Genomic DNA, 21,474 nt, shown 5'->3' with positions numbered 1-21,474 from the left:
CGGGCAAAGCGTCGTTACCCTTGTGCTCGGGCGCGAACGATGTTCGCGAAGCGCTCGGCGAGGGCCTTCGTCCCTTCCTTCACAGCGGCGTCGGACGACTTGAACTCCTCGGCCTGGACGTCATAGGTGCACCGGTGCTCCTCCGGGATCAGCGGACGCCAGCTTTCGAATCGCGCCGGCGAGAGTTCTGGATGAAACTGCACTCCCCAGGCGCAGGACAGACGGAACACCTGGTGGCGGTACTTCTCGCCCGTCCCCAGCAGCACCGCATCCTCGGGCAAGCTCACGATGCCGTCGAAGTGCATTGCGCCCGCCAGCAGCGGGCGGGGAAGGCCGGCGACAAGAGGATCGTTTTCGGCCTCCTGCTGCCAATTCACGGCGACGACCCCGCTTTCCAGACCCGCATCACCGCGGCGAACGTGTCCACCTGTGGCGTCGGCGAGCAGTTGCGCACCAAGACAGATGCCCAGCGTCGGCAACTCCGTGGCCACGGCTTCACGCAGGCGCTCCTTGATGTCTTCAAGCCACGGGAAATCCTCCACGTCCATCGCCCCCATGCCGCCGCCGAGCACCACGAGCCCATCTACGTCGCCGAGACCGGGAATCTCATCCCCGTCATATGGTCGCACCACACTGACATCGACCCCCTCCTCGGCGATCCACTCGCCGAGCCGATCCAGATCGCCAATCGCATCAGGCTGGATCACAAGCAAAGTGGGGCGGTGGGATGCCGAGGTGTCTGTCATGGTGCTCCTTCAAGCGCAGGGATAGGGCCAGCACACACTCCATCACAAGAGAACTGGACGGGCATGTGCCCGGCGCACACCACCGACACGAACACCGTGCCGGGCGCACCGCTCCGAACGGGATCCGCGGATGACTATTCCCTGGAAGCCCATCGAAGAGCTCCAAGGAGGACGTGGCAATGGCACGACTGCCGATCCGCGCCGCGGTGCTGCACACCGCGGGTGCACCGCTGGACCATCGCACGCTGCTCCTGGATGAGCCGCTCCACGGTGAGGTGCTGGTGCGCTCTGGCGCCATCGGGCTGTGTCACAGCGACCTCCACTACGCCGATGGCACGCTCCCCATGGATGTGCCAGCTGTCCTCGGTCACGAGGTCGCCGGCGTCGTCGAACGTGTCGGACCAGGCGTAAATCGAGTGAAGGTCGGCGACCGGGTTGTTGCCACCGTCACCCCCAGCTGCGGCGCGTGTCCGAAGTGTGTGTCAGGCAATGCGACGCTCTGTGAGCGCACATCGCAGCGCCGCCACCGGGATCGTCCGAAACTGGAGACCGAAGACGGTACGCCCGTGTCAATGCTGGGCGGGATGGGCACATTCGCTGAAGCGTTCGTCCTCGATGAAGCCTCGCTCGCGGTGCTGCCTGACACTGTTGGTCTGGATGTCGCCTGTCTCCTCGGCTGTTGCATCAGCACCGGCGTCGGCGCGGTCACGCACGGCGCACAGGTGAGCCCCGATGACACCGTTGCCGTCATCGGGTGTGGCGGTGTCGGCATGGCCGCGATTCAAGCCGCTCGCATGTGCGGAGCACTGCGAGTCATCGCCATCGACCTGCACCCAGAGAAGCTGATGCTCGCCACCGAGATGGGGGCGACGGATGTCGTCGTATCCGGACCGATGTCGGAGGTCATCGACGCCGTGCGGGAGATCGTCCCGAACGGCGTGACGCGTTCGTTCGAAGCGGTTGGGCGACCAGAAACCGCCGAACTCGCGTTCGATCTGCTAGCACCGCGCGGCATCGCCACGATCCTGGGACTCATGCCGGCAGGTAAGCGCATCAGCGTCGACGCCGGCGCTCTCATCGAAGGCGACCGCCGCATCCAGGGCGCCTACATGGGAGCCAATCAGTTCCTCGCCGACGTTCCGATGCTCGTCGATCAGTACGAGCGCGGCGTCCTCGACCTGCGGGCGATGGTGACGTCCGTCATCCCGTTCTCCGACATCAACGCAGGGCTGCAAGCGATGCGCTCCCCCGAAACCATCCGCACGGTGGTGTCGTTCGAATGAGAGGAAACGATGTGACGGTGTCAGTACCGGTTGTCGAGACGCGATCCTGGATCGATGGCCGTTGGGCCGTCCCGGACCACGAAATCGGTTCGCTTCACGACCCGAACACCGGGGCACGGCGTGGCCCTCAGCGTGAGAACTCCACCGAATCGGTAGCGGATGCCATCGCCGCGGCGGACCGCTTGTTCACGGCGCAGATCCTCGACGATCTGGGCCCGGCATCCCGCGCTGCCGCCCTCGGAGAATGGGCGGCCCTTCTCGATGACGCAGCCGAGGACATCGCACTGCAGGATTCGCTGTCCACAGGCAACCCGCTCTCCACCACGTGCATGCTGGCGGGCTCACTCGGCGCGCGGGTGCGTTCCCTGGCCGCAGAAGTCCTGAACCTCGGAGACGGTAAGGAACTGCCTGCATCGGGCCGCACCGTCCGGCTGCTCAATCGTTCCCTGGGTCCGACTCTGATCCTCGCGCCGTGGAACGCGCCGACCTTCGTCGCTGTCTCCAAGCTCGCCGCGGCCTTCGGTGCGGGCTCGCCCTCGATTCTGAAGCCGTCCGAATGGACGCCGGCGGGCGCGCAGATTGCGTTCGAGTTGTTCGTTCAGGTGTTGGATGCCCGCGCCCTCCCCGCCGCATCCGTGCAGCTCGTTCACGGTGGCGCGAGCGTCGGCAGTGCGCTGACCTCGGATCCTCGGGTTCGTGTCATCACCTTCACAGGGGGTCTCGCCGCTGGCCGAGCGGTCGCCCGCGCCGCCGCCGAGTCCCTTGCGAACGTGCAGCTCGAGCTCGGGTCGAACAATCCCGCCGTCGTCCTCGAAGGCGCAGATGTGGAAAGGACCGCATCTGACCTCATCGCGGGTATGACACGCCTGAACGGACAGTGGTGCGAAGCGCCCGGGAAGATCCTCGTCCCGAGGTCCATGCACGACACGCTCACGGACGCGCTCGTGGCCGAAGCGGGGCGCATTCGGATCATGCACTCACTCGAACCCGACTGTGACCTCGGGCCTCTCGCCTACGAAGCACATCGCGACCGCCTCGAGGCCTCCGTCGCTGGACACGAAGCTCGAGGGGCGCAGGTCCGCCGCATCGGAACGAAGCCGGCGGCGGATGGTTGGTTCTTCGCCCCGACTGTGATCACGGGGCTTCCTGCTGCTGCAGCATCGGAGGAACTGTTCGGCCCGGCAGTGACTGTGCATCCCTACGACGACGTCGCGGATGCCATCTCCGACGCGAACGCCGCCGGCGGCGGGCTGGACGCGTTCGTATTCGGCGCAGACGAGGACGAAGCGATCCAGGTCGGCGGCCGTCTTCTCGCCGGAGAGGTCAGGGTGAACGGCACCAAAATGGCCGACCTGGCGGGGGAATCACAACAGACCTTCTGGGGCACGTCCGGGGTGGGAGGTCACGGCCCCGCTCAAGGCGTCGCCTTCTACCAGGGGCGTCGGGTCGTGGGCGTCGACGACCCCTCCCTGCCCATCTAGACCGTCCATTCACATCATCCGCAAGAGAAAGCAGAATCACATGATCATCGGTGTTCCCACGGAAGTGAAGAACAATGAGAACCGTGTCGCAGCGACACCTGCCGGTGTCGCCGAACTTGCCGCGCACGGGCATCGCGTGCTCGTCCAGGCTGGGGCTGGTGTCGGCAGCGCATTCTCGGACGACGAGTATGCCGACGCCTGCGCCGAGCTCCTTCCTGACGCGGAATCGGTCTGGGCAGCAGCCGACATGATCTTGAAGGTCAAGGAGCCTGTCAGCAGCGAGTACTCCCTCATGCGCAAGGACCAGGTCCTTTTCACGTACCTGCACCTCGCCGCGGATGCCCCGCTGACGCAGGCCCTGCTCGACAGCGGCACGACCGCCATCGCCTACGAGACGGTGCAGCTTCCGGACCGCAGCCTTCCGTTGCTTTCACCGATGTCGGAGGTCGCGGGCAGGCTCTCCACCCAGGTGGGCGCGAACCAGCTGATGCGGTCGCAGGGCGGACGCGGGCTTCTCCTCGGCGGCGTCCCGGGCGCACCGAAAGGCAAGGTCGTTATCATCGGCGGTGGCGTCGCAGGCGAACACGCGGCCACGATGGCGCTGGGGCTCGGAGCGGAGGTTACGCTGCTCGATGTAAACCTCCCCCGTCTGCGCGCGCTCGAAGCACGCTTTGACGGCCGTGTCACCACCCTGCGCTCAAGCCCGTACACCATCGCCGCTGCGGTGGAGGATGCGGACCTCGTCATCGGCTCCGTCCTCATTCCCGGGGCCAGCGCTCCCAAGCTCGTCACCGACGAGATGGTGGCGCGCATGCGCCCCGGATCCGTCCTCGTGGACATCGCTATCGACCAGGGCGGATGCTTCGAAGGCTCCCGCCCTACGACTCACGATGATCCCACCTTCCCTGTTCACGACGCTATCTACTACTGCGTGGCGAACATGCCGGGCGCTGTGCCCCGTACGTCGACGATTTCTCTGACGAACGCGACCCTGCCCTACGCGCTGGCCATTGCCGATAAGGGATGGCGGGCGGCGCTGGCCGCCGATGCGTCGCTGGCTCGCGGACTCAGCACTCATGAGGGCGTGCTCACGAACGCGGCCGTTGGCGAAGCTCTCGGAATCGAAAGCGCCGCCGTCGAACGGGTCCTCGCGGCCTGATCCCTGTTGTTGCGGGGGCACCGAGCCCCCGCAACACTAACGAAGGAGGTAGTCATGAACACACCGCGTTTCGACACCCGCGCCGACCTGGGTTTCGCTTGGAGTGTCAAGGACTCCTTTCTCCGGTACATCCGCAGCATGCCGGACGGCGCTATCCACTGGGGCGACGGCGCGTCCGTCACCAGCGACGGCCAGTTCTACTTCCCACTGACATCGGTGACTCGGACAACAGAGGGCTTGGACCTTCAGTTCGGCGGAGAAGTCCGGTTCCTCGCTCACCGCGGACTGCTCGCCGTCACCCTCGAATCCCCAATCATCCGCGTTACGCGAACCACGGCGACACTCATCAATGGCGTCGAGGGCGGACGGGACGAGCTGTGCGAAATGAACCTGCCCCCGCAGACCCATGACGACGACGTCCTCATGTGGTTGGACGCACCTGTGACGTTGACCGCCGCCGGCTCCGAGCTGTTCGCGGGAACGTACGCGCTGCATGAGGTCATGGCTCCGATGACTATTCGCATTCCCCTCGCGAGGGACACGACGTCCCCTGCGGGCACGCTCACCGCCGCAGACGTTTGATCTTCCCGCGCCGATGATCCTCGATCTGTCGGCTTGGGACCTAGAGGTGCAACCTGCACCGCTGAGTGAAAGGGAGGGGGAGGCTGCGCTCCCCCTCCTGGCTCAGTCGGCTCATCCGATGGCTCTCATCCGTGAGAGGTTCGGTTCGGCCCGTCACCGGGACGCGGCTGAGAAGCACTTTCGAGCGTGACCTGCGACCACCCCGTATACCCCGGGGGTATATGCTAGGAGCATGGCAACTGTGGAGATCACCAAGGACAACCTCGAGAAGACCATCGACGCCGGCGGCGTCGTGTTGCTGGATTTCTGGGCGGAATGGTGCGGCCCGTGTCGCATGTTCGGCCCCATCTTCGAGGCGGCGTCAGAAGCACGCCCGGACGTCGTGTTCGGCAAGGTCGATACGGAGGCGCAGCGCGAGCTCGCCGCCGGATTCCAGATCACATCGATCCCGACGCTGATGGCGTTCCGTGACGGGATCCTCGTTTTCAGCCAGCCCGGTGCCCTGCCCGCCTCTGGGCTCGACCAAGTTCTCGACGCGGTACAGGACCTTGACATGGACGACGTACGGGCGAAGATCGCAGAGCGTGAAGAAAGTGACTCGCGGTGAGGATCGTCGTCGTCGGCGGTGTCGCCGGCGGGATGAGCTTCGCCGCCCGCGCACGTCGACTTGACGAGACAGCCGAGATCATCGTCCTCGAACGCGGTGAGCATGTCTCATTCGCTAACTGCGGCCTGCCTTACTTCGTGGGCGGCGAGATCACCGACCCGGACGCCCTTCTCGTACAGACGCCCGAACGGCTACGCGCGAGCCTCAACCTCGACGTTCGTACCCGCCACGAAGTCGTAGGCCTCGATGCAGACGCGCACGAGGTCACCGTCCAGACGGAAGCAGGTGAGGAGCGGATCTCGTACGACGCCCTCGTGCTCTCACCCGGCGCCTCCGCGGTACGTCCTCCCATCGACGGCTTGAACAGCTCGCGAGTGAGGACTCTACGTACAGTCGAGGACGCACGGGCCCTTCGAGACCGCGTCGAGTCGGGGGCTCGGCATGCTGTCGTCCTCGGCGCTGGGTTCATCGGTGTGGAGGCCGCCGAAGCCCTCTCCCTCAGCGGTCTCACCACGACAATCGTCGGTCTTGCACCTCACGTCCTGGCGCCATTCGATGAGGAACACGCGTGGTCCGTCACCCAGGAGCTGCGCCGCCTGGGTGTCGATGTGCGCACCGATGTCGAGGCCGGACGGATCGTGCCCGGCGCCATCAGCGACACCGTTCAGTTGTCGGACGGCACAAGCGTCGTCGCGGACCTCATCGTTCTCGCGGCGGGCGTTCGCCCCGACACCGCCGTCTTCGAAGCCGCGGGCGTGGCCTGCGACCGCTCCGCCATCATCACCGACGACCGCGGACGCACCTCACTCCCCGGTGTGTGGGCAGTCGGAGACGCTACGGCGAGCACGGATCCGATCACGGGCGCGCGTCGCCCCGTCGCGCTGGCGGGACCGGCGAACCGGGCCGGCAGACTTGTCGCCGACCACATCCTGCGCCCCGAACAGGCTCGCGCGATACCTGCGCCGCTCGGCACTGCCATCATCCGCGTCGGGGAGCTGACCGCGGCGACCACCGGCGCGAATCGGAAAGCGCTCGAGCAGGCGGGAGTCGCGTTCGAGACCCTTCACCTGCAGCCCAATCAGCATGCAGGATACTTTCCAGGGGCTACACCAGTCCACCTCAGCATCCACGTCCGACTGGACGACGGTTTGATTCTTGGTGCGCAAGCGACGGGTCTGGACGGCGTTGATAAGAGGATCGACGTCCTTGCCACCGCCATTAGAAACGGGATGGTCGTGGCCGATCTCATTGACCTTGATCTCGCCTACGCCCCGCCCTACGGCCAAGCGAAGGATCCCGTGAACCTGGCAGGCATGCTCGGTGCGAACGTCATGGACGGCGTGCTCAAGCTGTGGAATGCGCGCGACCTCGGCGAGGTGCGCTCCACATCACTGATCCTCGACGTTCGAACAGACGAAGAAGTCGCGACGGGTATGGTTCCCGGGGCTCTCCATATCCCTCATACGCAGTTGCGGGAACGACTCGACGAGGTGCGCGCTGCAGCGGACGGGCGTCCGGTCCGGGTGATGTGCGCCTCAGGCGTCCGCTCCGCCATCGCTCACCGGATCCTGGTACAGCACGGATTCGACTCCGCCTCGTTGTCTGGCGGAATGACGACACTGCGTGCGCTTCTCGGCGAACGAACCGACAGCATTCTGGCGATCCCGGAGCTCGTGCATGGCTAGCTCGCACATCTCGTGCTCGCCAAGTCCGACCGAACGCGTCCTTCGCGGGGTCGTCGCGTTGATCCTTGCGTCAGTGGGGTGGACCACGATGCCCACCGACCCGGTCGTCGGCGTCTTCGCAACGCTGGCTTCGGGGGCGGTTGCATTCATGACGGTGACCGGCTGGTGTCCGGCATCGCTGATGCGACCGAAATCGGAACGCGACGGCAGCCCCACTGAATCACTCTCACTGACCGATGCACGCGACATCGCCGACATCGCAACTCGCATTCGCACGAAGGAGCAGCAGCCATGACCCTCGATAGTGAAGCCGCGCAGCGGCGCGTACTGAACCGACTGCGGCGCGCGCGCGGGCAGCTCGACGCCGTGATCGCCGCCGTCGAAGACGAGGCACCGTGCCGCGACATCGTCACGCAACTGGCTGCCGTCACCCACGCCCTCAACCGGGCGGGATTCGTCGTCGTTGCAACAGCGCTGGAGGAGTGCCTTTCCGCCCCCGAAGGATCCGACGGTCCCACCGCTGAGGAACTCGAGAAGTTGTTTCTCACGCTGGCCTAAACCTCCTGACTGATTGAGGTTCGCCCGCCTACTGGAGTTCGTCTTCCGCGCTGGAAGCTGTTCAGATCCCGAACTACGGTCGACCTCGACGAGACCGGACTCGCCTAACCGATCCTGATTCGTCGGTCCGGACCGATGCGGTGTGGGATCGGAGGAGTCCGATGTTCACGGTGGTGTTGTCTCTGTGGAGTTGTCAGGGGTTGAGCACTGGCCCCGGCGCGAGGACGACGCCTCCTGCTACGGTCGCGGCCGCTCGACAGCTCACAGGCTTGCTTCGACCGGGGATGTGCTCTCCGCGACTCTCTTACGCCCCATACCCTGCGGCACATTCGACGGGTTTCGGGCGGCATCACGAAGAATTTCTTGAAACCAAGCTCTGCCAAGTCGATGGCAAGGTCGCGAACCCCCGCCGATCCCAGTCGACGAGCGGGAAAGGTGGCCCTTCAGCCAAGGTGCATCGACACCACCAGCATACGAGAAGGCTTGGACATCACCAGGTTCGCCCCGGGATGGCTTTGAACGCGTCACGTTGTGAAAGGTCAGACGCCCGGGGATCGACGACTCCCGCGCGCACTCCTCACGTGTAAGGAACCGAGAAGCGCCACGACGGGTGATGACCTGCCATATTCGTGGGCGCAGATCACACGACGAGTCCGTAGCCCGGCAGACGTCCGTCGCGCCACAACGCCCCGGCGCTGCTGAGAACATCGGCATCGCTCGCACCCGTCAGATCACGTCAGCATGTCCATCCCGGGATCGCCTCGAGGCGGGCGCGCTGGAAGGAGTTCAGCTCCTCACACCTCTGCTCTTCAATCCAGTCGAGGTCCTTCTGAGTCGCTCCTTCACCCGGACCGGCGATGCGGCCCAAGGCACGAGCTGGCCGCTCGATGCGCCATGCGGCCGCGCACCAGCGCCCCAGCGGTGTGGATCGTCCGATCCCGTCCATCTCGTCGATGAACGCGAGGTACGTCTCGACCGAGGCGCGCTCGTCCGCAGTCAGAGCATTATCCGGTCGAAGCAGGAGGATCGCGGTAGGAGTCCAGTAATTCGCCACGCCCATGCCATGCGCGGTGCACCGCAGTGGCATGGACGCCTCACATGTCGAGCGCTGCGAATAGCTCCGAGACTGTCATGTCGAATGCTGACGCGAGTCCAGCGATAGTCGCCATCGTGGGGTTTGCCGGATTGGTGCTTCCAGCCTTTCCGGACCCTCGACCCGCTTCAAACAGCTGGATCTGGTTCTTAGTGAGACCGGCCGCATGTGCAAGTTGTTCCTGCGTGAAGTGGTTCGCCGTCCTCAGCGACTTCAGCGCCTTGCCGAACCGTACCGCGTCCTCAGAACCCCACACCATTCCGATTCTGAATGATAAGGCCCCGAGTAATACACCCTACAAACCAGGCCTTATTTGTCGGACCCCGCGGAGTGGGCCTATCCTGCTGTGATCTGTTCAAGGATCATCGAATGCGACGAGGAGTCGATGAGTACGGGTTTTGTGGAGTGTGCCGCAGCCCTGGCGCGGCAGGCTCTCTTCGTTGCGCCTCGAGTTGTTCGCGGAATGTCTAGGCGCGCAGATGCTCCCCGAGAACAGGAGTGGCCGGCGACGTAGGCTTCACGTCCATTGACGGACTCCCCTCGAGCACCTCCTCTTCGGAGGACTCAGCGAGGGTCCAGCCCGATGTGTGCTCCACAAGGACAGCTCCTACGGCGGGGAACTGGGTTGACCAGAACACAAGATCCGTTAGCTGCGCCATGGTCTCACCCCGGAAAACCCGGCGAATCCGGTCGGCACCCATTCCCCGAGATGCGAACCGACCGGCGAATGCACTGGGCGAGATTCCCTCAGTGGCGAGGAGCTCGCCGCGCACGGCAGCTGCCATGAGGTGCTGCACCATCGCAGCTCGATACCGTTCCCCTGTTTCGGCGACGTCATGAGCGGGGCCCAGAAGACCCAAGACTTGGCCAAACGCTTTTGGTTGCGCCACGAGCGTTCTGGGGACGAAAGCGAATCCCTGTCCGTCAATTGGACGCACCATGGCACGACCCTTCTGCTGAAAATGCACTGCGGATCGTCTCAATTTACAGAGTCTGCTGTTCTTCACTCCCGCTTTGACCAATATACACAGCGACACTGCACACTCGGCCGTGCGCACCGGACGCACGGGCTGCATAGGCCCCTGTGTCAATCACTCAGAAGAACCTCATCCGACAGTCCAAGCAACTCCACTTCGACGACACCTCATGGGCGCGACGTCACGGCCGCGTGCTTCGCGAGAACGTCGGTTCCCTCCGCGAACTCATTGATATCGAGTCCAGCATCGAGGAAGCGCTCCGGCGTGCGTCGTGGACCATCCTCGCCGTCACGGTGGTCGCGTTCATGACGGAGTACGTACCAAACATCGACAAGGCCGTCTGGGAGCGCATCGGCCCGTTCGTCCGCGATGCCGTGTCCGTCGCCGCACCAATGACTCCCTATTCCGCGGAAGTCCTCATCCGGGCGGCATCGCATTTCGTTTCCTGGTGCTTGCGCCAAGGCTGGCCGCTGGACGCGGAGACCATCTGGGCTCGGCAGTCCATTGACCTATACGTCAATGACAAGCGGCTCCGCCTCGCCGACGGCACACGCCGCAACTACCGCGGCTACCTCATGCGCATCTCCGAGATTCTCCTTCCGGAAGAGCATGGCGAGAAGATGACAGCCCTGAGCCGGAAGACCACGGCGGCCCCGTACACCGCCGCTGAGATGGCGGAGTTCCGTCACTGGGCCGTCGCGCAGCGCACCCCCCTCAAGGTGTACCGGTGCATGCTCATGCTCACTCTGTGCGCCGGCGCAGGCGTACGCCCAGGAGAGCTCGTCAGTGTCCGAGCGCAGGACGTCGAGGCTACGAACGATGGGGGCTTCGTCATCCGGGTCCTCGGAGACCTGAAACGCAGCGTCCCACTCCTGCGCGAATGGGACGAATGGATGACCGCCATCCTCGAGCAGATTCCGGCCGGACACGAGACACTGTGGGGGACCCCGAACCGCACTCGGCCCACGGCCGTGCTCTCGGCGTTCACCCAGCTCACTGACGGCGATGCACCCACTGGTGCGCGGCTGCGTGCAACCTGGCTGGTCACTCATCTGCGCGCCATCGCCGACATCAAGTCCCTCTTCATCGCTGGGGGGTTCGAGAAGTTCGAGCACCTGGGCCGACTCCTGCACTACGTCGCGGATGTCCCCGATGACGACTACATCGACTTCCTGCGCGGGGAGGTCGAGCTGTGACCGCGAACCTAGACCTCGACGTAGAGCTGCGGGACATCGTCGGTGTCGGCAACTTCGAGTACCAGCGCGCAATGGCCGTCACGGGCCCGATGCCGATGGCCATGTTCAACAACTACGTGAACATCATCGACAAAGTCCGGCGTCCCGCAGCAGCTTGAGGAATGGGCTGCTCTCGAACGAAGCGCTCGGCATCGAGTGGGAGGACGTCGACGGAAACAGGTGCCTGCACCGGCACTGGCGTGCGAAGAACCGTCTCACGAAGCTGGTCGACCCGTACTACCGGACGCAGAAGCGTCGTGGGCTCTCCATCGCAGAGCAGGTCATCGCAGACGCCGCCCGCGACGAACAGCGCGCCGACCGGCTTCGGTGGATGCGACAGTCACTCCTTGATGCGTCTGTCTGCAAACTCCCCCAGCGCTACCGCGAGCGGTACTCGGGCGATGTCGCTATTGACTCGACCGAGGTGCCCATCGGCGGGCAGGCCCACAGCAGGGCCACAACGTTGGTGAGAAACGGCCTCCCTCTCGACCACCCAGATGTGCGCGAGGCCAGCAAGTCCCTGCGCTCAGGCGGCCTCCTGACAAACGTCGACTTCTCCGCCGGCACCTATGACCGCTCCCACCGAGAAGACAAGGGGAACGAGCCTCCCCGGCCCGCGTTCGAGATGGATATCGTCACGATGATGGACACGAAGTGCTACGACCATCACCCCGCCTTCGCCCGCATCATCACCGGCATCGGCTTTCATCGTCCGGGGAACATCACCGACGAGCCCCGCGAGGCAATGTTTCAGCATTCCCGCAGCTTCGAACAGCGCGGCATCGCGGCCGCCGACCGCGCCTTCAACGGGATGATGTCGGAGAACTTCTCACAGGCATGCCGCGTCGACGGATTCGAGTTCGCGTACGACTACGGCAAGAAGCAGTTCGGTATCCAGGCAACCGTGCCGGGACTCCCCATCATCGTCGTCGATGGAGCGCTGTACGTCGAATACATGCCCGCGGAACTCAAGTACATGACCATGTGGTTCCACGACACGAAATACAAGAAGGTCAACCAAGTCACGGGTCTGCCCGTCACCTGGGCTGACGTCGAGCGGACTATCGAAGCCCGCAAGCCCTACGCCATGAAGCGCCACGGAGACATCTCCAACAAGGAGCACAACCGCGGCGACCAGCGGTTCACCTACCCCGACCCTCGGACGTACAGGGCCTTCGACCCCGCTACCAACAAGCCGATGAGGCCATCCAAGAACGCCCTCCGCGGCTCGGTCACCATTCACCCCTACCCCGAAGTCGTACGTCACCTGCAGCGCTACCCGTGGGGAACCGCAGAGTGGAAGGCTGTATACGGTCAACGCAACCAGGTCGAGTCGGTCAACAAGTCCATCAAGCACACTCGATTCACGGACCTGGAGTCGGCCGCGAAGCGCCCCGGACGAGGCGAGGCTTATCACTCCATCGCCACAGCGCTGATGGCTGTCGCCTACAACATCCGTGTCCTGGTGCGAGCCATCCGCGAGGAATGCACGCCGGCAGAGAAGAAGAAGCGCAAGTCGACCAAGAAGTTCACCATCGCGGACGTACCGAACGCCCGTCCAGCGACAGTCGGAGCGCTTGCCCCGCCCGCATAGTCAGGACGAATCGCTCGCAACCGAATAGCAAGACCGCCCGCCCCTCAGGGGCTATTCGTCGTGGGGCGAACTGCGGCGAGCGCGGATACGGGACCAGGGGCTGCATCGAGCCCGGAAAATCAAGCGGCGGCTGCCCCGATTTTCACCGAGGCAACCGCCGAACCCGCACTTCATGAACTGATTCATGGATTCTCATGAACTTGCCTTCTTCCAGTACTACAACTATGCGCGGCAAGGACGGCCGCACAGTGATGCGGGCGACCCCGGGCCTGACCGAGTTTCGGTTCTTCGAGGGTGATGCCTGCACACGCGCCCAGGCGTCGTCTGAACGTGGATGCAGTTCAGATCTCTCGCGCTGTGACGACCGCCTTCAGTCTGGGTGAAGACGTCTGGGTCCCGCGTTCCGGGTGCCCAACCCGTCTGCGTTCGTCGCGCGGCTGGAGAACATCTTCATGCAGCGGTTCGTGGTGCTGTTCTCGTGTTCAGGCAGGGCCGCAGTGACGATTGGCTGCACGACGCGGCCAAGCCGCTCAGGAAGCTGGCGGAGAAGGCCGACTCGGTGCCGCATACGGGGGAACACGCAATGTTGCGCCGCCCCGCCTACCATCTCCGCCACGGTATCCCGGTGACCCTAGACGACCGAGCTGCCCAGTTGGAGTTCGGCCAGCTCATCTATCGCTTCCCCCAGACGCTCCCTCCGCGCGCTCGCAGAACGGAAGCGATTCTCCGCGCGCGAGAACCCTTTGACTGCACCGGCTGAGCAACGCCTTCCCCGAATAGCTCCTGCGTTCACCATGAGCTGGCCTTCGCGGTTCCCCTCTGGCATCCCTGCAGCGGTGCACGACGCGTATGGTGTCGGGGTAGCCCTCGAACGCCTGAGACGTCTGCGAAACCGTGGATTCCACTACGAGCCAATCCTGCATATCGCTCACGCCGCCAGACTCAAAGGCGGGTCTACACTGCTCCGCGGCATCAACCACGAGTCCCCCGAAGGACTGAAGCCGTTCGGCGCGCCCTCACGATGCGCCCGCAACCCTGAGCATGCAACGCGGGGCGTCCCCGAGAGTCGCGGCTATGTGTTCGAGTTGCCCTGGTCCAGACCGAACTTGCCACCCGTGATGGCGATGACGACCACCCCGATGATCGCTGCCCCACCGAGAACTGTCTTCGCGTAAGCTCCGGCCTTCGCTGCTCGGGATTCCGAATTAAGGCGGTGCTGCCCTTCGACCGTTCTCCCGATCTCGGCATTGATACGGAGCTTGTTATCGAGTGAGAGGTCGGGTTGCTTCAGCATGTCGGCAAGGTGTGCACGCTGCTCTCGGTATGCGTCGTGGACCTGCTGGTCTCCCTCGCCCGCAGAGACCAGGAAAGCCTGGAAGCTCTCGTCCAGCGACTTGAGGGCGTCTTCAGCGAGCTGCCGGAACTCGGGCAGCTGTTCGATGAGCTTCTTCTGAACATCCTCGCTCATGTGCTGCACCTGCATGGCGAATCGCCCGAAGTTCTTGTTCGCCAACTTCTTGAAGCTGGCGAACTTGCGAGCGGAAAGCTCCTCGCCACCCGGTCCTGCGCTGTCGTCCATCCCGGTCCCTTACCCCAAATTTTGTACACAGCATACTCGGCGCCACGGTTGCACCGATCTCCTCATCGCGACCAGATGCCGAGCTGGCTCATGTGTGAACTCGTCGCCCTGTCGAACGCGGGCTCCATCGTGACCGGGGAATGATCATCGGGTCGTTCACGACTTTGAGCTACGCCGGCCTCGCGCCGGTCTCCCGGCGTAGTGTCCACGAGCGAGCATCCACATTCGATAGTCCGCTCTTGATGCGTTCGATAACACCCTTGCGCACCGAGTGCGAGCAAGGTGCCCCATCGATCCTCTCTTCGGGCACTCCAGCGGGAGGTTCAGGCGAGCAACTGCCCTTTCGCCCGAACGAACTCCTCCTCCGTCAACAGCCCGGCGTCGCGAAGGGCAGCCAGGTCACGTATCTGCTCAGCAAGCGACTTTGGGGCAGGGCCTGGCGGCACGCCCTGCGGGGCCGGATTCTTCGACTCGGAGATCATGGACCGGATCTTCTGGATGTCTGGGGTCCACTGGTTGTAGAGGGCCTTCGCCATGGGGAGGGTGTTACTCAGCGTCCACGGGTCATCGCTATTCGCGTTCCGTGACTTGGTGGTACCTCGCCAGTAGTCCTTGTTGGCACTTCCTTGATAGCTCGCCGTAAGTACTTCCAGAACGCCGGAGAGCATGCCGGAGTTGTACTCGAGGGCGTTGATATCGCGGAAGTAGAAGGTCGTGCTCCGCTCGCCGCCGAGGGAGCCCGCCATGAAGCTCGTCAATGCCCCCGTCTTAACGATTGCCAGACGGTCGTTGAAGACCACCATGACGCCCTCCGCACCGCCCGGGCAGAGGACAAGCCATGGCCGCTCGCCGGGGTAGCAGAGCCGGGCAATCGCCGCCTGCGCCTTCTTCGTGACCGTTCCGCCCCGAACCGTCGCCCCAAGCAGCGTTGGCTCTGGCCCCTGGGGCGACGGCATGGAGGCATTTGACGTGGACGCTGGCAAGGAGAGGTCTGCCGGGACGGCAGCAGTTGGGGATGGCGGCGAGGACGCTGCAGGAGCATCTGCAGCTGAAACGAGTCCTGCGGGAAGCGTATGCGACCCCGGCTGCGCGAGTTGCGGTGGGTGCGGTTGCGCGGCGACAGCGTTCCGCACCATTGTTGTGGCACGCTCGAGTTCAGCCGGCGGCACAGAAGTCACGGCCCAGGTTCGGCCCTGACAGTCGGTCATCGTGATCTTGGTCGCGCCGCTCTCTACTTTTGCTATGTGACTGAGGTGGACGTTGACACCAATCTTGTCGATTGCATAGGTGAATACTCGCCTGTCAGTGACCACAAAGTCGTTAGTCAGTGGACGCCACGTACCACCGAGCCCTTGGTAGATCACACGTTCGCCTGGAAGCAGATGTCGAGCGACCTCGGCGGCCTTTGCCGCCCGCTTACGGTCCGACCACTTCGATGCGTACTCTGTCACGGCTCCCCCAGATGATTTGCTCAGATGCTTCGAATTCTATTGAGTAGCGACAATTCGCTCTAGCGCGCCCAACCCTTCTGGGTTGCCGACCAGATACACGAGGCTGGCCGAGCAGCCCATCTGTCAAAGAAGACTGCCTCTCGGTCGTGGACGACGACCATAGACGACTGCGTAGATCCCCTGCTCCACCGGCTGTTAGCGCGCGCGGCTGCCCAGCGCTGTTCGGCTACTCAGCAGACGACGCGCTTCGAAGAGTCGAGATCGGTTACGCCGACCGCAGGTGCTGCCTGGCCACCGGGCGGCTCCACGGCGAGCTACAGGAACCTGGGCGGCGCTTGCCGCCCGCCGATGACCGTGAGCGCAGTCTCGGCGACACGCCAGTCCTCTCGGCCCGCGAACAGAGTTACAGGCTGTTGACCTTCGCCGCGAAGCGGCGGGCGTAACGCTCGTTCTTGTGCGACGTTTCTGCGACCCACTGCCCACCGGGAAAGTCCACGACGATGTAGATCCTGGTGGTGTTCGTTCGCGCAGTCGCCCCGACTATTGCCCCAGCACCGGCGTGACCAAGGAGTCCTCCCAGAACGGCGCCGCCGATCAAATTGGAGCTACTTACCCGGCTTGTCGCTACTCCCGAGGTCACGTTCACTCGCACCTCGGACGAAGAAATCGCTTGAGCACCGTAGGACAGCTGCCTCCTATCTCGGCTGAGCGCGAGGCCACCAAGACGGACTGCCTGGGAGATCCAGGAGGATGCTGCTGCGGTCGCCGGGCCGACTCCCTTAGCCGCCATGACTCCGAGAGCGCGCAACTCTTGCCCCGCAACCTCCCGGCCCGCCGCCCCCTCCGACCACGTTTCCCTAATCTCCGAGGCGGTCCTAGCCCAGATTTGCTTCATCTCTTCCCGAGCGGCGCGCTCCTTCTTCATGTTGGACAGCCAGTAAGGCATGAGGATGCCGTCGAGGATCCATCCGAGAAGCAGAAAGTTCAAGGTCAGTGCGGTTATCCACCCCCATACCTTCCGCCCGATGTAGAAGTGGTGTGCGCCGAAGATCCCCAAGGGGAACCACCAGAGATACGCCTTACCGAGAGACTTCTTCTCTCCGACCCCGGCCGCCGTCCGTTCCGTGGACGGCGCAGCATCCCGCAGCCGCTGTTCGGGAACAACAATGGGATCGGCATCCCAGCTAGCTGGAGGCATGGCGGTTGAGTCACTCATGCGCTCATCAAATCATGCCCCCCAATGGCCTACGAACTCTCAGAGCAAGCAAATTCGTGAAACCCACCGTCAAATGCCAACGAGACGTGCTCCAGCCGGTCAGTCCTCCGAATTTCGATCCGCCCGTTCGATGTCTTAGCTCCATTCCGTCCTTGCTGCCTGGCGGGCGCTTCGGCCGTCGTCTCGACTAAACATGGGTGACTACGACCCCCGTGCCCAACATCATTGGCCGGCACCCGAGCCGGCCGAGTCCGCTCGACGTGAGACATGCGGCGCGTACCGCGGGCGGCGCGGCGCGTTCTCATACTTCGACGGTGTATAAATCGGCGCCACAGCTTCGAAGGCCGTGACCATCCACGCCGGCGACCGTCCTGGACGGATCGGCGCTCACAGCGCACCAAGTACGATCACGACACGACCAAGGCGAGAGGTGACAGCCTCGAGGCGCACGCAATTAGAACCCCTACGCGACGCGGTGCCTGGCGTCGTTATGCTCACCCTTAGGCGCCTGCCACCATGCGCTGCCCTTATTGTTCCGAGAAGCCACTGGGGAGGCACGACGTGACGGACTCCGACCGCTCGAACCGAAGCCAATTCGCCGACCGACTCTGGCCACCGCGGCGCACACCTCTACTCGTGACTGCGGGGCTCCTTGCACTGGTGGGGATGGCGGTCGCGGCCGTCATCCTCATAGATCAGCTCTCGCGCACTGCCGTGCCTGACCTGGTGGGTGTCGCGCGAGCTGAGGCGGTCTCGGCTGTCAAAGATGCCGAGCTGGTGTACGAGCCGGACGGCGAGCTGTCGGATGCGGTGTGCACGACCGACCCTCCACTTTCGGACTACTGCGAAGTGACGGGCCAGTCCCTTGAGCCCCTGGACCGGGTTCGACGCGGAACTACGGTGACAATAGTGCTAAAGGTAAAGGAAGTGTCGCTTCCAGATTTCACCGGCGTTAGCTTCGACGAAGCGGTCAGCCTGGCACAGGAACTTCATATCCGCGTGAAGCCCGAGAACGAGGTGATATCGAGCGTCGCGGAGCACGGTAGCTGGACAGTGACCGAGCAATCACGGCCGGCAAACGATGTCGTCGAGGCAGAGACTATCGTGACGCTTTCGCTCGACGCGCCGCTCGTCGACCTTCCCGACGTCGTCGGCATGCCTTTCCAGGAGGCGATGGATGAGCTCGCCGCTGTCGGCATAGCCGGAACGTACTCGTCGCTTCCCGGTGCCGCCGCGAACGACAGGCTCTTCGTCCGTTCAACGGACCCCACGCCGAATGGTGGCCAGCTTCCCATCGGAACCGAGGTCACCCTCCAATGGGGATTCAAAGTGCCGGACGTCGTCGGGATGTCGGAAGGGACAGCCTTATCGACCTTGCGTGAGGCCGGGTTTGAGGCTGATGGGTCCTCGTACGGATCTGACTTGGTCACAAATCAGACCCCTAAGGCAGGCGCTGTCGCTGACCCTAGTAAGGGAGTGCAGCTGACCCTGGCTCCTCCAACGGTGGTGTACGAGGTGACCGGGGACGGGTCAAGTGCGGCCATCACCTGGATCGCCCCTGGTACTTACGACATCAGCCAGGCAACCGACGCGCGCCTTCCCTGGCGTATGACCTTCGAGACCCAAGCTGACTACCGAAACTTCAACGCCCAGATCCTCAACGGTTCGACGGTGACCTGCAACATTTACGTCAACGGGGAACTACGCAAGACGAACACATCGACTGGTCGCTTCTCGGTCGTTAGTTGCGGTTGATTGCACTTAGAGCAGCGCGATGCCCCGCCGTGCTCGTTCGCTCGCTCGCTTCCAAAAGGAGTGAATTCGTTACATCGTCTAGCTGTGAGGTGCCTGGGCGCGCCGCTAGATTGGGTCTGTCCATCCGGACGCTTGGGGGTATTCAGGGACCACAGTTTCCCGCGGCTTTGTCGCGCGCCCCCGCTTAGGCACCCGATCTGGAGAACCATGACTAATCCCCCGCCCCCGGCTCCCGATGCTCAGCCGGCTTCCGCACCCTTCGGCAGCCCTTCATCGGCGCCCGACTCTCCCTACGCACAGGCCCCCAATGCTCCCGTTGGTCGGAAGGCGCAGCGAAACGTCGCTGGGCTGATCGCAATGATCGTCGCCATCGTCGGCTTCATCTTCGCGTGTGTTCCCGGAGCTCTCATCGTCGGGTGGGTGCTGCTGCCCATCGGCTTTATCCTCGGCGTTGTATCACTCTTCCTAAAAGGAAAGGCGAAATGGCAGGGCGTCACCGCCATCATCGTTTCAGTCGTTGGCACCGTAGTGGGCGTCATCGTCTTCACCGCTGTCGTCGCGACGGCGTTCGATGACGCCTTCGGGGGTTCCGAGGTCGAAGTAGGCTCGCCGGCGACAGTCACCGAGGAAGCCGGTCCGGCAACGGAGGAACCAGCCGCCCCCGAGACCGGCACGAGAGAGAACCCCGTGCCGCTCGGAACCCCCGTTTCCTCCACCGAGTGGACCGTCACGATCAACTCGGTAACGCTGAACGCTCAAGATCAGATCCTCGCGGCCAACCAGTTCAACGACGCGCCAGACGAAGGCACGGAGTACATCCTCATCAACTACACAGTTCAGTACACCGGCTCCGATCCTGAAGGCGGCGTGCCAGCGTTCGCCACCGTCGAGTACGTCACGGCGAGCGGTAACACCGTCAACACTCTCGACAAGATGGTCATCGGGCCCGACGAGATCGACAGCCTCTCTCCGCTGTACGAAGGAGCTTCTGTAACTGGCAACCAGGCCATGCAAGTTCCGACGCCCGCCGATGGCGTACTCGCGATCCGCCCCGGGATGATGGCGGACAAGATTTTTGTCGCCATTCAGTAGTTACGCCGGGAGGGGCCGTGCTGATGAGTCAGCCGAGCCCCTCCTAGATGGCCTTGCGAGCATCGTCGATGCGCCATCGCCTCGTGGGTAACCATCCGCGAGGCAAGAACTGCACGACCAGGTTGTCCATCGAGCCGCGAGGCGTTTGCGAGCGGTTGGCGGCTAGCATCGCGATCCGCCCACGCCGTGCCACCGGGCCCGAGGAGCTCGTCAGATGCATAGAAGTGCGCGGCATCTAATGAAGCACACAACCAGTCGAACCTCGGCAGATACTCATCGGCGAGGGAGCTTCAGCGCATCGGGCTTCCGAAGGTCGGATCTCGTTTCGCGCAGTGGAAGATGCTGCGCGATGCGCAATGGGATCAGTCGCTTCGGCTCCCTAATGGACAAAACGAACTGCGTTGAGCCCTTCTCGGGCTGCGAGCTTCCCGTCGCTTCCCCCGGCCATTGTGACTGCTTCTACGTCCCTCGACCTTGACCTAGCGTTCGCGCGCCTCCGCGTAGCAGCGCACTGATGAGATGCCGAGACTGCACGCTCGCCCTCCGACCGAGCGTGCAGTAAGCAAGCCACAATGGACAGCGGGCGGTGAGTTCGCTCGCCACTCGCCGTCAACGGAAGGCAGCCTCAGAACGAGCGATCACCAACGGAGGCGTCAGCGAGGACCATGTTCAGCCACTCAGCCTGTCGGATTCGCTGCAGATGGCCTCCACCCTCGTGCCCGTTGTATGGGTACACGACCATCCGCTTGCTCGCCGCGGCGTGGTGATTGAAAGCCGCGTAAACAGTGGACGGCGGACAGGTTGGGTCCATGAGCCAGACAGAGAAGAGCGTGGGCGCGGTACTGCGCTTTGCGAAGTTCACACCGTCGAAGGCTGAGAGGGTACGAAGCACGTTTTCCTCCGAGGACCGGTGCACTGACAGGTATCGAGTGATCTCGGTGATTGGATCCCGGCCCCCAATGCGCTGGCTCCGACCCCCCTCATACTCGGCGGGGCCGTGATCGTTTTCGTCGCAGCAATCGCGCTGACAGCGCCCGCCGTCATCGAATGCATCGTCTCCACCGCTCCGTCCGAGGAGACAGGCGCCGCAGTGGGTTGGTACGGAGCATTCACGTTCCTCGGCGGCAGCCTCGGCCCGACGCTTCCGGCCGTCACGCAAGGCCTTCCCGGAAGCGTCGGCTTGATCGCCGCTGCGGCTATCGTCGACAGTTCGCTGATGCTGGCCTCGCGCGTGTCCCGGCGTCCCTAGATATGACGATGGAGACCTGAAGTCGGGCGACCCCATCGACGTCGGCTGCCGCGTCACCGCGGCGCGCGCGCCTCCCGCGGACGCCAGCCCTCTCAGTTTGCGGCGGCTCGAGTCGTGTGCTGTCGGGCGACG

At 63.9% G+C, this 21,474-nt stretch carries 21 protein-coding genes; 14 read left to right on the top strand and 7 right to left on the bottom strand.

Annotation, left to right across the window (positions count from 1 at the left end; translation table 11 throughout):
• Positions 1 to 14: 14 nt before the first annotated feature.
• A complete protein-coding gene (locus KVS71_RS03055) occupies positions 15 to 746 on the bottom strand; it encodes a type 1 glutamine amidotransferase (protein ID WP_193599340.1) in 732 nt (243 codons plus the stop codon).
• Positions 747 to 925: 179 nt separating this feature from the next.
• Here KVS71_RS03055 and KVS71_RS03050 point away from each other — a divergent pair, with 179 nt between their 5' ends.
• From KVS71_RS03050 to KVS71_RS03015, 8 genes are all read left to right on the top strand, one after another.
• On the top strand, positions 926 to 2,029 hold the full coding sequence (locus tag KVS71_RS03050; protein WP_193599341.1) for an alcohol dehydrogenase catalytic domain-containing protein: 1,104 nt from the start codon (positions 926 to 928) through the stop codon (positions 2,027 to 2,029).
• A complete protein-coding gene (locus KVS71_RS03045) occupies positions 2,026 to 3,510 on the top strand; it encodes an aldehyde dehydrogenase (RefSeq protein WP_193599342.1) in 1,485 nt (494 codons plus the stop codon). Before KVS71_RS03050 ends, KVS71_RS03045 begins: the two co-directional genes overlap by 4 nt.
• Positions 3,511 to 3,550: 40 nt before the next feature.
• Complete coding sequence (gene ald, locus KVS71_RS03040; RefSeq protein ID WP_193599343.1) at positions 3,551 to 4,669, top strand: alanine dehydrogenase; 1,119 nt, start codon at positions 3,551 to 3,553, stop codon at positions 4,667 to 4,669.
• 54 nt (positions 4,670 to 4,723) lie between these two features.
• On the top strand, positions 4,724 to 5,251 hold the full coding sequence (locus KVS71_RS03035; RefSeq protein WP_193599344.1) for an HtaA domain-containing protein: 528 nt from the start codon (positions 4,724 to 4,726) through the stop codon (positions 5,249 to 5,251).
• 232 nt (positions 5,252 to 5,483) lie between these two features.
• On the top strand, positions 5,484 to 5,858 hold the full coding sequence (gene trxA, locus KVS71_RS03030; RefSeq protein WP_193599345.1) for a thioredoxin: 375 nt from the start codon (positions 5,484 to 5,486) through the stop codon (positions 5,856 to 5,858).
• Entirely contained in the window at positions 5,855 to 7,543 is a 1,689-nt protein-coding gene (locus KVS71_RS03025) for an FAD-dependent oxidoreductase (RefSeq protein ID WP_193599346.1), read from the top strand. Before trxA ends, KVS71_RS03025 begins: the two co-directional genes overlap by 4 nt.
• The gene (locus KVS71_RS03020; protein ID WP_193599347.1) at positions 7,536 to 7,838 is read left to right on the top strand and encodes a DUF2892 domain-containing protein; all 303 of its coding nucleotides are present in this window, start codon (positions 7,536 to 7,538) and stop codon (positions 7,836 to 7,838) included. Before KVS71_RS03025 ends, KVS71_RS03020 begins: the two co-directional genes overlap by 8 nt.
• Positions 7,835 to 8,101: a metal-sensitive transcriptional regulator gene (locus KVS71_RS03015; protein ID WP_193599348.1), complete on the top strand. Its 267-nt coding sequence runs from the start codon at positions 7,835 to 7,837 to the stop codon at positions 8,099 to 8,101. The genes KVS71_RS03020 and KVS71_RS03015 overlap by 4 nt, the downstream gene beginning before the upstream one ends.
• 736 nt (positions 8,102 to 8,837) lie before the next feature.
• Here KVS71_RS03015 and KVS71_RS03010 read toward each other — a convergent pair.
• Together KVS71_RS03010 and KVS71_RS20415 are read right to left on the bottom strand one after the other, a co-directional pair.
• Positions 8,838 to 9,155, bottom strand: a complete 318-nt coding sequence (locus KVS71_RS03010; protein WP_217583731.1) for a hypothetical protein — start codon at positions 9,153 to 9,155, stop codon at positions 8,838 to 8,840.
• Between the two features lie 40 nt (positions 9,156 to 9,195).
• Positions 9,196 to 9,453, bottom strand: a complete 258-nt coding sequence (locus KVS71_RS20415) for a helix-turn-helix domain-containing protein (RefSeq protein ID WP_217583728.1) — start codon at positions 9,451 to 9,453, stop codon at positions 9,196 to 9,198.
• 825 nt (positions 9,454 to 10,278) lie between these two features.
• Here KVS71_RS20415 and KVS71_RS03000 point away from each other — a divergent pair.
• The 3 genes from KVS71_RS03000 to KVS71_RS02990 are packed head-to-tail and all read left to right on the top strand — an operon-like array spanning position 10,279 to position 13,000.
• Positions 10,279 to 11,367 carry a hypothetical protein gene (locus KVS71_RS03000; protein WP_217583726.1) on the top strand — a complete coding sequence of 363 codons (1,089 nt, stop codon included), beginning with the start codon at positions 10,279 to 10,281 and terminating at the stop codon, positions 11,365 to 11,367.
• Positions 11,364 to 11,525, top strand: coding sequence for a hypothetical protein (locus tag KVS71_RS02995; RefSeq protein WP_217583724.1), 162 nt, complete (start codon positions 11,364 to 11,366; stop codon positions 11,523 to 11,525). The genes KVS71_RS03000 and KVS71_RS02995 overlap by 4 nt, the downstream gene beginning before the upstream one ends.
• Positions 11,522 to 13,000, top strand: coding sequence for a hypothetical protein (locus KVS71_RS02990; RefSeq protein WP_217583722.1), 1,479 nt, complete (start codon positions 11,522 to 11,524; stop codon positions 12,998 to 13,000). The genes KVS71_RS02995 and KVS71_RS02990 overlap by 4 nt, the downstream gene beginning before the upstream one ends.
• A gap of 1,072 nt (positions 13,001 to 14,072) precedes the next feature.
• On the opposite strand, the gene KVS71_RS02985 is transcribed toward KVS71_RS02990, so the two are convergent.
• The 3 genes from KVS71_RS02985 to KVS71_RS02975 form a co-directional block, all read right to left on the bottom strand.
• Positions 14,073 to 14,579, bottom strand: a complete 507-nt coding sequence (locus tag KVS71_RS02985) for a hypothetical protein (RefSeq protein ID WP_217583720.1) — start codon at positions 14,577 to 14,579, stop codon at positions 14,073 to 14,075.
• A 323-nt stretch (positions 14,580 to 14,902) separates the two neighbouring features.
• Positions 14,903 to 15,535 (bottom strand): SHOCT domain-containing protein, encoded by a 633-nt coding sequence (locus tag KVS71_RS02980; protein ID WP_217583718.1) that lies wholly within the window; start codon positions 15,533 to 15,535, stop codon positions 14,903 to 14,905.
• A gap of 898 nt (positions 15,536 to 16,433) precedes the next feature.
• Positions 16,434 to 17,246: a TM2 domain-containing protein gene (locus tag KVS71_RS02975; protein WP_217583716.1), complete on the bottom strand. Its 813-nt coding sequence runs from the start codon at positions 17,244 to 17,246 to the stop codon at positions 16,434 to 16,436.
• 636 nt (positions 17,247 to 17,882) lie between these two features.
• Here KVS71_RS02975 and KVS71_RS02970 point away from each other — a divergent pair.
• Both KVS71_RS02970 and KVS71_RS02965 read left to right on the top strand, forming a co-directional pair.
• Positions 17,883 to 19,001, top strand: a complete 1,119-nt coding sequence (locus KVS71_RS02970) for an MmpS family transport accessory protein (RefSeq protein WP_217583714.1) — start codon at positions 17,883 to 17,885, stop codon at positions 18,999 to 19,001.
• Between the two features lie 357 nt (positions 19,002 to 19,358).
• Complete coding sequence (locus tag KVS71_RS02965) at positions 19,359 to 20,093, top strand: hypothetical protein (RefSeq protein ID WP_254635355.1); 735 nt, start codon at positions 19,359 to 19,361, stop codon at positions 20,091 to 20,093.
• Between the two features lie 625 nt (positions 20,094 to 20,718).
• Here the strand turns inward: KVS71_RS02965 and KVS71_RS20410 are convergent.
• Entirely contained in the window at positions 20,719 to 21,054 is a 336-nt protein-coding gene (locus tag KVS71_RS20410; RefSeq protein ID WP_368874550.1) for an acetylxylan esterase, read from the bottom strand.
• Positions 21,055 to 21,090: 36 nt separating this feature from the next.
• On the opposite strand from KVS71_RS20410, the gene KVS71_RS20405 reads away from it, so the two are divergent.
• On the top strand, positions 21,091 to 21,342 hold the full coding sequence (locus KVS71_RS20405; protein ID WP_368874551.1) for a hypothetical protein: 252 nt from the start codon (positions 21,091 to 21,093) through the stop codon (positions 21,340 to 21,342).
• Positions 21,343 to 21,474: the final 132 nt, after the last annotated feature.

Source organism: Microbacterium sp. GbtcB4, assembly GCF_019091465.1.
In the GTDB taxonomy this organism is placed as follows: domain Bacteria; phylum Actinomycetota; class Actinomycetes; order Actinomycetales; family Microbacteriaceae; genus Microbacterium; species Microbacterium paraoxydans.
Note: the sequence above shows the minus strand (reverse complement) of the source record. Positions and strands in the feature narration are given on the sequence as shown.